This is a genomic window from Paraburkholderia sp. BGA-UO-ETr-F12 (assembly GCF_059567945.1).
The window spans coordinates 132,630-145,532 of the sequence record NZ_JCAQOZ010000066.1 but is presented as its reverse complement, the minus strand read 5'-3'; the positions used below and the strand labels follow the sequence as shown (position 1 = coordinate 145,532).

Genomic DNA, 12,903 nt, shown 5'->3' with positions numbered 1-12,903 from the left:
CATCGACCCGTGCTGCTGTCACGCTAGCGCGCAAGCCAGCCGCCGTCTACGGCAAGCGTATGCCCATGCACATAGTCCGATGCCGACGAAGCGAGGAATACAACCGGTCCCGCGAGATCTTCCGGCGTACCCCAGCGGCCTGCCGGCACGCGGCTGAGAATTTCTTCGTTACGCTGCGCGTCGCCGCGCAGCGCTGCTGTGTTCGCGGTCGCCATATAGCCTGGAGCGATCGCGTTCACGTTGATGCCGTGCGCGGCCCATTCATTCGCGAGCAACCGCGTGAGACCGAGCACGCCGCTTTTCGACGCCGTGTAGGACGCCACGCGTATGCCACCCTGGAACGACAGCATCGACGCGACGTTGATGATCTTGCCGCGGCTTTGCTGTTGCACGAACTGCCGCGCCACGGCCTGCGAAAGAAAGAACACGCTCTTCAGGTTGACGTCCATGACGGCGTCCCAGTCGGCCTCGCTGAAGTCGAGTGCGTCTTCGCGGCGGATGAGGCCCGCGTTGTTCACGAGCACGTCGACGCGGCCAAATGCTTCGACGGCGGCGCGCACGATGTCCTCGACCGGGGCGATCGACGCGAGGTCGGCGCGCACATCCGCGAAGCGGCGGCCGGCCGCCTTGACATGGGTGGGCGTAGCGCCGGCGTCCGCGCGGCTCACGCCGACGATATCGCAGCCGGCCGTGGCAAGCGCGACGGCCATGCCGGCGCCGAGGCCCGCATTGCTGCCGGTGACGATAGCGACCTTGCCGGTCAGATCGAAGGTGTTCACTGTGCGTGGGCTCCTATGGTGCTGAGGGTGCCGAGGGTGCCTTTCCTGCCGGTCGTATCCGGCGTGGCCAGCATGCCGTGCATCAACGCAGATCGCGCACGGCGAGGTGATCCATATCGCTGAACACCTGATTTTCGCCAACCATGCCCCAGATGAAGGTGTACGCGCGCGTGCCGACGCCCGAGTGAATCGACCAGCTCGGCGAGATCACGGCTTGTTCGTTGTGCACGAGAATGTGCCGTGTCTGGCTCGGCTCGCCCATCATGTGGAAAACGGCTGCGTCGTCGGCGATGTTGAAATAGAAATACACCTCCATGCGGCGCTCGTGCGTGTGGCACGGCATTGTGTTCCAGAGGTTGCCCGGTTCGAGTTTGGTCATGCCCATCGAGAGCTGGCAGGTGGGCAGTACCTCGGGGACGATGAACTTGTAGATGGTGCGGCGGTTGCTTGTTTCGGGCGCGCCGAGCGTTTCGGGCGAGGCCTGCGCGAGTGAGATCGTGCGGGTGGGATACGACTCGTGCGCGGGCGCGCAGTTCAGGTAGAACTTCGCGGGGCGGGCCGCATCGTCGCTGCCGAATGCAACGGCCTGCGCGCCCTTGCCGATGTAGATGGCTTCTTCATTGCGCACCGTGTGGCGCGTGCCGTTCACGTCGACCCAGCCATCGCCGCCGATGTTGATCGCGCCGAGTTCGCGGCGCTCCAGCAGATAGTTGACGCCGATTGCCTTGCCAAGCGAGGCGGCCAGTTCGACCGCGCGCGAGGCCGGCCATACGCCGCCGACGATGATGCGGTCGATGTGACTGTAGGTGAGTTGCAGCGCGTCGCGTTCGAACACCTGCTCAACGAGAAACTGCTTGCGCAATCCCGCGGTATCCAGCGTCTTCGCGTACTCGCTATTGATGCTCTGTCTCACTTCCATTGTTGTGTTCTCCGATCGGGTTGGGCGCCCTGGCAGGCCGTATTGCGGCGCCGGTCTGCGCTCGACTGTAGCGCAGATTTTAAATTATGGAACGCTGGTCCGAAAATATTGCAACGCCGCATTAAGAGTAGCAAGGCTTTCAGGCTAACAGCGGGTAAACGATGAGCGCGAAGCTCATCAAAATCGGAACGTTGTTCCTATCGCGGTGCTATATTGCGCCGAAAGGGAGTCGCCCGGCGCAAGAACGGGACATCACCCCGGGTGATCCACCCGATAACTGGACGCAAAGTCCATGGAGGAGGCATGAAGCTCAAGAAGGCCATCGACCGCATTCCAGGCGGCCTGATGCTGGTGCCATTGCTGCTCGGCGCCTGTGTTCATACGTTTGCACCGGGCGCGGGGAAATACCTCGGGTCGTTCACGAATGGCTTGATTAGCGGCACCGTGCCGATTCTGGCGGTGTGGTTCTTCTGCATGGGCGCGACCATCGACCTGCGGGCGACGGGCGTCGTGCTGCGCAAGTCGGGCACGCTGCTCGTGACCAAAATGGTGGTGGCGTGGATTGCCACGATCGTTGCTTCGCACTTCATTCCGATTGACGGCGTCAAGGCCGGCCTGTTCGCCGGCCTCTCGGTGCTCGCGATCACGACGTCGATGGACATGACAAACGGCGGCCTCTACGCGGCGGTGATGCAGCAATACGGCAGCAAGGAGGAGGCAGGGGCGTTCGTGCTGATGTCGATCGAGTCGGGGCCGCTCATCAGCATGATCATTCTCGGCGCGACCGGTGTCGCGTTCTTCGAGCCGCGGCTGTTCGTCGGCGCGGTGCTGCCGTTCCTGATCGGCTTCACCCTCGGCAATATGGACAGCGACCTGCGCGAGTTCTTTGGCCGCTGCGTGCATCCGCTGATTCCGTTTTTCGGTTTCGCGCTCGGCAACGGCATCGACCTGAACGTGATCGTCACGAGCGGCTTGCCCGGTATCGTGCTGGGTCTCGGGGTGATCGTCGTGACGGGGATTCCGCTGATCCTCGCGGATCGCTGGATCGCGGGTGGAAACGGAGCAGCGGGGTTGGCGGCTTCGTCGACGGCGGGCGCCGCGGTGGCGAACCCCGCGATCATCGGCGAGATGATTCCGCGCTTCAAGCCGCTCGTGCCGGCAGCGACGGCGATGGTCGCGACGGCGTGTCTCGTGACGGCGATTCTCGTGCCGATTTTGACGGCGCTATGGGTGCGTCGGCATCATGCGCGGGATGCGTTGCGCGAGGAGTTCGCGGCGGCGACGACGCCACCGCAGCCGCTGGGCGAGCGGGACGTGCACGTTTGAAGGCGCGGGGCGGCGGGTTCTCACTTACCGCCCCAGCTTTTTCTCCAGCATGGCCTTCACCTCCGCCCATTCCTCATCGATGATGCTAAAGCGCACCGAGTTGCGCTTGCGGCCATCCGGCATGATCCGTTCATGCCGGACAATGCCTTCCTGTTTCGCGCCGATCCGCAGAATCGCCGCCCGTGATTTCTCGTTGAGTTCGTCCGTGGTGAATTGCACGCGCACGCATTGCATCGCTTCGAACGCGTGACTCAGTAGCAGGTACTTCGCCTCGGTATTCACCACCGAGCGCTGCATCGAGGCGCTCAGCCACGTGTGGCCGATTTCCAGCTTCCGGTTCACGCGGTCGATCTTCCAGAAGCGGGTGCTGCCGACAATCGCGCCGGTATCGCGCTTGACGATCACAAACGGCATCACCGTGCCAGCCGCACGCCCATCGAGTGCGGTGGCAATGTAGCTGCCGACGGTTTCCGGCCCCGGCACGACCGTCAGCTTCATGTTCCACAACTGGCCGTCCGCGGCGGCGTCGAGCAGACCCTGCGTGTGTTCCTGCTGAAGCGGCAGGAGTTCGACGCTTGGTCCGGTCAGCGTGGGTTGCATGACGTGCGGGGCGGTGTCGTTCATGAGCAGGCAGAATTTCGTTGCAAGAAAAAAGTCCGCGAACGAACGCTCGCGGACCTGGCACTACGATCAAACTGGCGGACGAGGTCGGCAACCTCGCCCTGAGGCCTCGCGGCCTTCGCTGTTTTAAGCCGCCGTCACCGAAACGGACTTGGTGACGAGATAGCCTTCCATCGCTTCCGGACCGCCTTCCGACCCGTAGCCCGAATCCTTCACGCCGCCAAACGGCATTTCCGGCCAGGGCGTGGCAGGCTGGTTGATCCACAACATGCCGACTTCCATCCGTTGCGACAGCAGGTGCACGTTGCTGAACGACTTCGTGAACGCATAGCCGGCCAGGCCGTACGGCAGGCGATTCGACTCGGCAATCGCTTCTTCGAGTGTGTCGAAACCGCGGATCGCGGCGATTGGGCCAAACGGCTCGTTGTTGAACACGTCCGATTCGAGCGATACGTTGGTCAGCACCGTCGGCGCGAAGAAGTTGCCCTCCGAGCCGACGCGTTCGCCGCCCGTCTCGACTTTGGCGCCGGTCTTGCGCGCGTCGTCGAGCACCTTGCTCATGGCGGTGAGACGGCGCGCATTGGCGAGCGGCCCGAGGGTCGTGCCTTCGGCCAGACCGTCGCCAAGCTTGAGGCTTTCAGCGTGTTTGACGAGCGCCGCGGCGAATTCTTCGCGGATGCTGTTGTGCACCAGAAAGCGGGTCGGCGAAATGCAGACCTGGCCGGCGTTGCGGAACTTCGCACCCCCTGCGGCCCTGACGGCCAGCGCTACGTCGGCATCTTCGGCCACGATGACGGGCGCGTGACCGCCCAGTTCCATCGTCGCGCGCTTCATGTGAGCGCCCGCCAATGCGGCCAGTTGCTTGCCGACCGGGGTCGAACCCGTGAACGTGACCTTGCGGATCACCGGGTGCGGAATCAGGTAGCTGGAAATCTCGGCCGGATCGCCGAACACGAGGCCGACCGTGCCGGCCGGCACGCCGGCTTCAACGAACGCCTGCAGTAGCGCCGCCGGCGACGCCGGGGTTTCTTCCGGCGCCTTGACGAGGAACGAGCAGCCGCACGCGAGCGCCGCGCTCAGCTTGCGCACGACCTGATTGACCGGGAAATTCCACGGCGTGAACGCGGCTACCGGACCGATCGGCTCCTTGAGCACGGTCTGCTGCACTGCCAGATTGCGCGAGGGCACGACCCGGCCGTAGACGCGGCGGCCTTCGTCGGCGAACCATTCGATGATGTCCGCGGCGGACAGCACTTCGATGCGAGCCTCGGCGAACGGCTTGCCCTGTTCCTGGGTCATCAGACGGGCGATGTCGGAAGCGCGTTCGCGCACCAGCGCGGCCGCTTTGCGCATGGTAGTGGCACGTTCGTTGGCCGGGATCTTGCGCCAGGCTTCGAAGCCGCGTTGCGCGGCGGCCAGCGCCCGGTCGAGATCGGCGATGCCGGCGTGGGCCACCTTGCCGATGGCCTTGCCGGTGGCAGGGTTGATGACGTCGAGGGTTTTGCCGCTGGCGGCGTCGCACCACTCGCCGTTAATCAGAAGACGGGTATCGGTATAGCTCGAGGTGGCCATGCTGGGTTCCTGTAAGTGGGAAAACGACAGGCCGCGCGGTCGGGGTACTGGGCTGAACCTGCGCGGCCAAGGCTGGACTGCCGATAGCAAACATCTTATCTGATTGCGCGCGATTGCATCGGCGGCGCCCTCACCGGGAGCGCGCGGCACAGGCCTTGCTCGCCCGGTTGCCGCAGCAGACAAACGCCTGCCTGAGCATTGCCTCGCAAACAGGCGTAAAGTCAAGCAGCAGTCGCAGGAACCGGCGGGAGCCAGCAGCGTGGAATGGTGCGGCGAGTGAGCAGAAAGCGGCACTCGATGCAGCGATCGAAAGCAGCAGGTAAAAGACGGCGAATGCAACCCGTTCAACCAAGGTGCAAACGAGGAATCGACATGCCAACCGGTACAGTGAAGTGGTTCAATGACGCGAAGGGCTTTGGCTTTATCACACCGGACGACGGTGGCGAGGATCTGTTTGCCCATTTCTCGGAAATTCGCAGCGAAGGTTTCAAATCGCTGCAGGAAAACCAGAAGGTCAGCTTCGAAATCAAGCAGGGGCCGAAGGGCAAGCAGGCGGCGGACATCAAGCCGGTATGAAGCAGTAGTAGCGCGGTAGACGGTCCGCACGCGCCAAGGTGTGCGGACCGGCGGGTTTTGACGGGGCGCGGGCGATTCGCTCGCGCTCGTCATGCGGATTCGCCTGAATTCGCTTGCGTTCGCTTAAATTCGCGCAACGCGGGAATGTCCGTTTATGCGTAGGCGTTTCGCGCCGCGCCGATCCCCTCGAGCAATTCGTTTCGCACGTCGGCGAGCGCGTTATCACGCCGGTCTCGCGGATGCGCCGCGGCAATGCCGATGTCGCGCACCAGCCGCCCGGCGCCATGCGGGCCCGCCGTGTTGAGCAGCAGCACGCGATCGGACAGATAAAGCGCCTCATCCAGATCGTGCGTGACGATCAGCGCCGCGGTGCCGTGGGCGCGCGTCAGCGATAACAGCAGGTCCTGCAGACGCATGCGGGTCATGGCGTCCGCCGCGCTGAACGGTTCGTCGAGCAGCAGCAGGTCGGGCTGCGGGAACAGGCCGCGCGCGAGCGCCACCCGTTGCGCCATGCCGCCCGAAAGCTGCTTGGGCAGCGCCGCGCCGGTATCGGCCAGACCGACCTCGCCGAGCAGTCGAGCCACGCGCGGGTTCCCGCCTTGCCGTGGACCGGCGGAAAACGCGACGTTGTCGGCCACGCTCAGCCATGGCAGCAGGCGAGGTTCCTGAAAGATCACGCCGAGGCGCGGCGACGGGCCGTGCTGCGCCACGCCGTCGAGCACAATCTCACCCTCGAAATCGCGATCGAGACCGGCCAGCACGCGCAGCAGCGTGCTCTTGCCGCATCCGCTCGGGCCCACCAGACTCACGATCTCCCCACGTGCAATCTCGAAGCTCACGCGTTCGAGCACCGATCGCGCTTCGTAGCGCTTGCTGACGGCGCGAACCTGGAGCAGGGGTGCCTGATTCAAAAGCGCTGAGGCGTTCAACGCACACCTCGCGAAGAAGAGCGGTCGTCCGCGGTATCGCGCCATGACAGGACGTGCGCTTCGACCGCTTTCAGGATGCTGTCGCTGAGCTTGCCGAGCAGCGCGAGCAGCAGAATCGCGCCGAACACGAGGTCGGGGCGGCCGGTTTCCCGGCCGTCGCTCAGCAGATAGCCGAGGCCGCGGGTGGCGGCAATCAGTTCGGCGGCGACCATGAACATCCAGGCGAGGCTCAGGCCGGTGCGCAGTCCGGTGAAGATGTGCGGCAAGGACGCCGGCAAGAGGATGCGTGTGAATAGCGCCCGCTGGCTCAAACGGTTGACTTCGCCGAGTTCGATCAGTTTTCGGTCGACGCCGCGAATGCCGGCCACAACGCTCAATTGCACCGGAAAAAACGCACCGATGGCGATGAGTGTGATCTTCGGCGCTTCGTCAATGCCCATCCACAGCAGCAGTATCGGCACCCAGGCGAGCGAGGGGATTGCCCGCAGCGCCTGAAACGCCGGGTCGAGCAGGGCGTCGAGCCGGCGGCTCAAGCCCATTGCCGCACCGAGCAGAAGGGCGAGTGCGCAGCCGATGCCGAAGCCCGCGAGGACCCGCATCGCGCTTGCACCGATGTGGCGGCCGAGGCGCTCGCCGCCCAGTTGCCACAGCGTCCCGGCAATCGTGCTCGGCGCCGGCACCAGGTGTTCCGGCAATACCGACGCACGCACCAGCGCTTCGATCGCCGCAAGAAAGGCAAGCGGCAGGATCAAGCCGGCAATGCGCCAGCGTTTGAGCGGGTCGCGCGGGCGTGGCGCGCGTTCCTCCGTTCCCTGCGATTGGTGATGAAGCGCGAGCGATTCGTCGTTAGCCATGGGAGTCGGTCGAATAGTTCGCAGGCACTGGGTGCGGCGGCTTGTTTATCACGGGTCGATCGCGCAGGCGGGTCGCACGGATTGATCGTTTACTGGCCGCTGTTCGCGGCGATAACCGGCTGCGCTGTCTTTACGTCGATCAAGGCGTCGATTACCTGATTCAGATCCGTACCCGGCTTCACCAGTTGCTCCTGCAGGAGAATCGGTGCGGCGGCCTTGAGCGCGGCGAGTTGCTGCGCGCCCGGCTGCGGACGGCTGAAGTCGTTGCGGCTCAGTTGCAGCTTCGCGACCGGCAGTGACAGCTTCGATTCTTCCGCGACGATCCTGGCGGTTTCGTCCGGATGCGCGGCGATCCACAAGCGTGCCTTTTCGTAGACCTTGAGCACCTGCGCGAGCGTCTCCGGATGGTCGCGAATGAAATCCTCGCGAGCGTCGAGCAGGCCCCACGTATTGAAGTCGACGTTGCGATACAGCAGCTTCGCGCCGTCGTCGATCTGGGCGGCGGCCATGTGCGGATCGAGGCCGGCCCAGGCGTCCACCTGGCCGTTGGCGAGCGCGGTGCGCCCATCCGGATGCTGGAGATTGACGATCTCCACATCGTCGCGCGAAAGGCCCGCGCTGTGCAGCGCGCGCAAGGCGAAGAGGAACGGATCCGTGCCCTTGGTCGCGGCGATCTTCTTGCCTTTCAGGTCCGCGAGGGTTTTGATCGGCGAGTCTTTACGCACGACGAGCGCGGTCCATTCAGGGCGCGAGAAAACGTACACCGCGCGAATCGGATTGCCGTTGGCTTTGGCGAGCACGGCGGCCAGACCCGCTGTCGAACCGATATCGATCGCGCCGCTGTTCAGATATTCGAGCGCGCGATTGCTGCCGAGGCTCAGCACCCATTTGACCTGGGTGTGCTGCGGAGCGAGTTCCTGCTCGAGCCAGCCGTTGCGCTTGATGACGAGGCTTTCCGGCGAGTAATAGGCATAGTCGAGTTTCAGTTCGGCAGGCGGCGCGGCATGCGCGATACCCGCTGCAAGAAGGCTGAAGGTGAGCGCGAGCGCGGTCGCCGCCGCCGTCAGCAGCGCGCCGCGGCCGGCTTGCGGGCGTTTCGTATGTCCTTCGTGTGACGAAATCGAAACAAGGGAAGAGAGAAAGAAGCGCGCCGTGCCCCGCGGGATGTTCATTGACTGATCCTGAGATGGACGTTTAGTTGTGACCGGTCAATGTAGTCAATGCGCGTGCCGAACTGAACGAATAAAAACTCACAATCAAAGCAGATCGGGCGCTATGGCGACAGTGAGCAGCGCACCGTTCCTTGCCGCCAGACGAGCCGTTGGCGGCGTATGGTCCGTCTTACGCCGCGATTGTGGCTGCAACATTGTTTCGCTATAAAGTACTCAAGCGCACTTGAGGCGAAGGCTGGGATTAACCATTTAGTACGGCCTGAACCGGGATACTTTCCTTAAGGTTTCCTTCAGCTTTGCTCCGTAGTATTTGCGCGATCCTATGTGCCCGCTTGCATTCTTGCGGGCAATCGTTCCGATAGTTTTCTGACAGAAAACTGAAAGCGCCGATCAAAGGCTTGCTGGAGCATTCATGAAAACCCTGTTCTTACAGGCGCCGTCGTACGACGGCTTCGACGGTGGCGCGGGTTCGCGCTACCAGGCCAAGCGTGAAGTGCGCTCGTTCTGGTACCCGACGTGGCTCGCGCAGCCCGCCGCGCTCGTCCCCGATAGCCGCGTACTCGATGCCCCCGCCGACGGTCTGTCCGTCGAAGCATCGCTCGACATAGCACAGCAATATGACCTGGTGGTGATCCACACCAGCACACCGTCCTTCCCCACCGACGCGCTGTTTGCCGAAGACCTGAAGAAGCGCAAGCCTTCGGTGCTGATCGGCATGGTCGGCGCGAAGGTCGCGGTCGATCCGCACAATTCGCTGACAGCGAGCGAAGCGATCGATTTCGTTTGCCGTGAAGAATTCGACTTCACCTGCCAGGAAGTCGCCGAAGGCAAGCCGTTCGTCGGCATCAAAGGTCTCAGCTATCGCGCGGCCGACGGCTCGATCGAACACAACGAAGCGCGCCCGATCCTCGAGAACATGGACGAGCTGCCGTTCGTGGCGCCCGTGTACAAGCGCGATCTGAAGATCGACAACTATTTCATCGGCTATCTGAAGCACCCGTACGTATCGATCTACACGGGCCGCGGCTGCCGTTCGAAATGCACGTTCTGCCTGTGGCCGCAAACGGTGGGCGGGCATCGCTACCGCACGCGCTCGACCGAGAACGTGCTCGAAGAAGTGAAGTGGATTCGCGACAACATGCCTGAAGTCAAGGAGATCATGTTCGACGACGATACCTTCACCGACTTCAAGCCGCGCGTCGAGGAAATCGCCCGCGGTCTCGGCAAACTGGGTGTGACGTGGTCGTGCAACGCGAAGGCGAACGTGCCGTACTCGACGCTGAAGATCATGAAGGAAAACGGCCTGCGCCTGCTGCTGGTGGGCTACGAATCGGGCGACGACCAGATTCTGCTCAACATCAAGAAGGGTCTGCGTACCGACATCGCGCGCCGCTTCAGCGAAGATTGCCGCAAGCTTGGCATCAAGATTCACGGCACCTTCATTCTCGGTCTGCCGGGCGAGACGCAGGACACGATCCAGAAGACCATCGAGTATGCGAAGGAAATCAATCCGCATACGATCCAGGTGTCGCTCGCAGCGCCTTATCCCGGCACGACGCTCTACAACCAGGCGGTCGAGAACGGCTGGCTGGAAGAGAACAAGGTCATCAACCTGGTCAGCAAGTCAGGGGTGCAGCTTGCGGCGATCGGCTATCCGCATCTGTCGCGCGACGAGATCTATCACCAGCTCGAGAATTTCTATAAACGCTTCTATTTCCGGCCGTCGAAGATCTGGGAAATCCTGCGTGAGATGCTCACGAGCTGGGACATGATGAAACGGCGTCTGCGTGAAGGCGTCGAATTCTTCCGCTTCCTGCGCGCCCACCAAGCGTGAGCGCCCTGCATCTGCTCGCCGTCACGCTTGCCTATGCGTGTGCGGCGAGTGCGGTTTTCGGCATCGCCTACACGGTGCTGGCGGGCGCCCTGATCGGCCGGTTTTTCGCGAGAGCGGTATCCGAGCCGAGCAGTTTTCCGCCGGTCACCGTCGTCAAACCATTGCACGGCAACGAGTGGGCGTTGCTCGACAACCTCTCGGGTTTCTGCCAGCAAGACTATCCGGGCCCCGTGCAATTCCTGTTCGGCGTGCACGATTCAGCCGACCCCGCCTTGCAAACCGTCGACGCCCTGCGGCGGCTGCACCCGGAAGCGGACATCACCGTGGTTGTGGATGCGCGCCTCTACGGTCCGAACCGTAAGATCAGCAATATCCTCAATATGCTGCCGCAGGCCCGGCATGACGTGCTGGTGTTCGCCGACAGCGACGTAGGGGTCGGGCCGGATTATTTGCGCAATGTGATCGGCGAACTGCAGAAGCCCGGCGTCGGTCTCGTTACCTGTGTGTATCGCGGTGCGCCCGACCCCGGCTTCTGGCCGCGCATGTCGGCCAAGGCCACCAATTACCAGTTTCTGCCTGGCGTGGTCACAGGGCTCGCACTCGGTCTCGCGCGCCCATGCTTTGGGCAGACCATCGCGATGCGCCGCGACACCCTCGAAAAAATCGGCGGCTTCACACCGTTCGTGAAGCATCTCGCCGAAGACCATGCAATCGGCGAAGCCGTGCGCATGATCGGCGAGAAAGTGGTGATTCCGCCTTTTACGATCTCGCATGCCTGCGTGGAATCGAGCGCGACACAGCTGATCGCGCACGAACTACGCTGGAGCCGGACGATTCGCAGCATCGACCCGCTCGGCCATCTCGGCTCCGCGCTGATTCATCCGCTCGCTTTCGCGTTGCTCGCGATTGCCTTCTCGGGCGGTGCGCTGTGGTCGTGGCCGCTCGCGCTGCTCGCCGTGTGCGCGCGGCTCGTGCTGAAGCTGCTGGCCGACCGTGCGTTGCAGCAGACGCGTCGCGACCTGTGGCTGTTGCCGTTATGGGATATCGTATCGTTTTGCATTTTTGTCGCGAGTTTCTGGTCCTCGCACGTGATCTGGCGCGGCTTCAGTTTCAAGGTGGACGGCGACGGCCTGCTGTCGGCCGTGCAGGACGGATTGACGGATGAGCAGCAGGTTGGGTAAGCAATGACGCGTGGATATCTGGAGGAGGGCGGCGAAGCTCGCGTGGCGTGCCTGAAGCGCGCGCCGGGAGTCGCCGCGCGATGATGAAGCATCTCGGGCGCATCGCCGCGCTGGCCGGCTTGCTGGTGTCGCTGTGGCTGGTCTGGCAGGACAACCCCGGTGCGGTGTTCTCCGCCTTGCGCGCGGCCGGCGCTGGCCTCCTGCTGGCGGCGATCGCGCACGTGCTGCCGATGATCGCCAACGCCTGCGACTGGCGCTCGCTGATTCGTGGCGCGAACCGGCCGGGTTTCGTCAATATGCTGCATCTGGTGTGGGTGCGCGAATCCGTGAATAGCATGCTGCCGGTGGCGCGGATCGGCGGCGAGGTGGTGTCGTTCCGCATGCTCCGGCGCTGGGGCGTGCGGCCATCCACGGCAGTGGGCAGCATCATTGTCGACATGCAGCTCACGGTGATCAGTCAGTTGCTGTTCACGATGGTCGGTATCGGTTTTCTGTTCGCGCACGCGCAGTCCGACACGCTGCGGCTCGCCGGGCAACTCGCGTGGGGCGTGGTGGTGCTGACGCCGCTCCTGATACTGTTCGCACTCGTGCAGCATGCGAGCCCCTTCGAGCGCATCACGCGCATGCTCAATCGTATGACGAGTGGCAAGCTTGCCACGCTCGTCGGACAATCGGCGCAGATCGACCAGGCCATCAAGCTGATCTGGCGCCGCCGCGCCGTGGTGCTGCGCTATCTGTTCTTCTGGCAACCGCTGCAGTGTTTCCTGACCTCGCTCGAAATCTGGCTCGCGCTGTATTTTCTGGGCGTACATGTCACCCTCGTTGAAGCGGTGGTGATCGAATCGCTGATCCAGGCGATCAGCAGCGCGGCTTTCTTCGTGCCGGGCGGCCTCGGGGTGCAGGAGGGCGGTTTCATTCTGATCGGCGGCGCGTTCGGCCTCGATCCGTCCACCTGCCTCGCGCTCGCCGGCGCGCGGCGCATTCGCGATCTGCTGATCTTCGTGCCCGGCCTCATTGCGTGGCAGTTTGCCGAGTCGTCGAATCGCGAGCCGAAGCCGGTGGCACAGGGGGCACAGGGGGCACAGGGAACACGGGCGGGGCGCACGGCCGTGGGCGAGGTAAGCGGACGCTAGGCCGGCG

12 protein-coding genes are annotated in these 12,903 nt (G+C 63.6%); 5 read left to right on the top strand and 7 right to left on the bottom strand.

Going from position 1 to position 12,903, the window contains the following annotated elements; translation table 11 throughout:
• Positions 1–23 precede the first annotated feature (23 nt).
• On the bottom strand, positions 24–779 hold the full coding sequence (gene kduD, locus AC57B6_RS34160) for a 2-dehydro-3-deoxy-D-gluconate 5-dehydrogenase KduD (protein WP_030102866.1): 756 nt from the start codon (positions 777–779) through the stop codon (positions 24–26).
• 82 nt (positions 780–861) lie between these two features.
• Positions 862–1,698, bottom strand: coding sequence for a 5-dehydro-4-deoxy-D-glucuronate isomerase (gene kduI / locus AC57B6_RS34155; protein WP_178369819.1), 837 nt, complete (start codon positions 1,696–1,698; stop codon positions 862–864).
• Between the two features lie 303 nt (positions 1,699–2,001).
• Between kduI and kdgT the strand changes: the two genes are divergently transcribed.
• Positions 2,002–3,024: a 2-keto-3-deoxygluconate transporter gene (gene kdgT, locus AC57B6_RS34150; RefSeq protein ID WP_474634042.1), complete on the top strand. Its 1,023-nt coding sequence runs from the start codon at positions 2,002–2,004 to the stop codon at positions 3,022–3,024.
• Between the two features lie 24 nt (positions 3,025–3,048).
• Here the strand turns inward: kdgT and AC57B6_RS34145 are convergent, their stop codons facing one another.
• Complete coding sequence (locus AC57B6_RS34145; RefSeq protein WP_030102869.1) at positions 3,049–3,648, bottom strand: GNAT family N-acetyltransferase; 600 nt, start codon at positions 3,646–3,648, stop codon at positions 3,049–3,051.
• A gap of 123 nt (positions 3,649–3,771) precedes the next feature.
• Positions 3,772–5,217 (bottom strand): NAD-dependent succinate-semialdehyde dehydrogenase, encoded by a 1,446-nt coding sequence (locus AC57B6_RS34140; RefSeq protein ID WP_028198637.1) that lies wholly within the window; start codon positions 5,215–5,217, stop codon positions 3,772–3,774.
• A gap of 372 nt (positions 5,218–5,589) precedes the next feature.
• Here AC57B6_RS34140 and AC57B6_RS34135 point away from each other — a divergent pair, with 372 nt between their 5' ends.
• Complete coding sequence (locus AC57B6_RS34135; RefSeq protein WP_007181784.1) at positions 5,590–5,793, top strand: cold-shock protein; 204 nt, start codon at positions 5,590–5,592, stop codon at positions 5,791–5,793.
• A 152-nt stretch (positions 5,794–5,945) separates the two neighbouring features.
• On the opposite strand, the gene AC57B6_RS34130 is transcribed toward AC57B6_RS34135, so the two are convergent.
• The 3 genes from AC57B6_RS34130 to AC57B6_RS34120 form a co-directional block, all read right to left on the bottom strand.
• Positions 5,946–6,767: an ABC transporter ATP-binding protein gene (locus tag AC57B6_RS34130; RefSeq protein WP_496422997.1), complete on the bottom strand. Its 822-nt coding sequence runs from the start codon at positions 6,765–6,767 to the stop codon at positions 5,946–5,948.
• A complete protein-coding gene (locus AC57B6_RS34125; RefSeq protein WP_496422996.1) occupies positions 6,719–7,576 on the bottom strand; it encodes an ABC transporter permease in 858 nt (285 codons plus the stop codon). The genes AC57B6_RS34130 and AC57B6_RS34125 overlap by 49 nt, the downstream gene beginning before the upstream one ends.
• Before the next feature lie 89 nt (positions 7,577–7,665).
• Positions 7,666–8,748 (bottom strand): aliphatic sulfonate ABC transporter substrate-binding protein, encoded by a 1,083-nt coding sequence (locus tag AC57B6_RS34120; RefSeq protein ID WP_496422995.1) that lies wholly within the window; start codon positions 8,746–8,748, stop codon positions 7,666–7,668.
• Positions 8,749–9,160: 412 nt separating this feature from the next.
• On the opposite strand from AC57B6_RS34120, the gene hpnJ reads away from it, so the two are divergent.
• The 3 genes from hpnJ (at position 9,161) to AC57B6_RS34105 (ending at position 12,896) form a co-directional block, all read left to right on the top strand.
• The gene (hpnJ, locus tag AC57B6_RS34115; protein WP_496422994.1) at positions 9,161–10,582 is read left to right on the top strand and encodes a hopanoid biosynthesis associated radical SAM protein HpnJ; all 1,422 of its coding nucleotides are present in this window, start codon (positions 9,161–9,163) and stop codon (positions 10,580–10,582) included.
• Complete coding sequence (hpnI, locus tag AC57B6_RS34110; RefSeq protein ID WP_030102873.1) at positions 10,579–11,763, top strand: bacteriohopanetetrol glucosamine biosynthesis glycosyltransferase HpnI; 1,185 nt, start codon at positions 10,579–10,581, stop codon at positions 11,761–11,763. Before hpnJ ends, hpnI begins: the two co-directional genes overlap by 4 nt.
• An 80-nt stretch (positions 11,764–11,843) precedes the next feature.
• A complete protein-coding gene (locus tag AC57B6_RS34105; RefSeq protein WP_496422993.1) occupies positions 11,844–12,896 on the top strand; it encodes a flippase-like domain-containing protein in 1,053 nt (350 codons plus the stop codon).
• Positions 12,897–12,903 lie beyond the last annotated feature (7 nt).

What these genes read in the sequence shown, in the direction of transcription:
- kduI (WP_178369819.1), bottom strand. Translation starts at nt 1,698, where the DNA reads ATGGAAGTGAGACAGAGCATCAATAGCGAGTACGCGAAGACGCTGGAT.
- kdgT (WP_474634042.1), top strand. Translation starts at nt 2,002, where the DNA reads ATGAAGCTCAAGAAGGCCATCGACCGCATTCCAGGCGGCCTGATGCTG.
- AC57B6_RS34145 (WP_030102869.1), bottom strand. Translation starts at nt 3,648, where the DNA reads ATGAACGACACCGCCCCGCACGTCATGCAACCCACGCTGACCGGACCA.
- AC57B6_RS34140 (WP_028198637.1), bottom strand. Translation starts at nt 5,217, where the DNA reads ATGGCCACCTCGAGCTATACCGATACCCGTCTTCTGATTAACGGCGAG.
- AC57B6_RS34135 (WP_007181784.1), top strand. Translation starts at nt 5,590, where the DNA reads ATGCCAACCGGTACAGTGAAGTGGTTCAATGACGCGAAGGGCTTTGGC.
- AC57B6_RS34130 (WP_496422997.1), bottom strand. Translation starts at nt 6,767, where the DNA reads ATGGCGCGATACCGCGGACGACCGCTCTTCTTCGCGAGGTGTGCGTTG.
- AC57B6_RS34125 (WP_496422996.1), bottom strand. Translation starts at nt 7,576, where the DNA reads ATGGCTAACGACGAATCGCTCGCGCTTCATCACCAATCGCAGGGAACG.
- AC57B6_RS34120 (WP_496422995.1), bottom strand. Translation starts at nt 8,748, where the DNA reads ATGAACATCCCGCGGGGCACGGCGCGCTTCTTTCTCTCTTCCCTTGTT.
- hpnJ (WP_496422994.1), top strand. Translation starts at nt 9,161, where the DNA reads ATGAAAACCCTGTTCTTACAGGCGCCGTCGTACGACGGCTTCGACGGT.
- AC57B6_RS34105 (WP_496422993.1), top strand. Translation starts at nt 11,844, where the DNA reads ATGATGAAGCATCTCGGGCGCATCGCCGCGCTGGCCGGCTTGCTGGTG.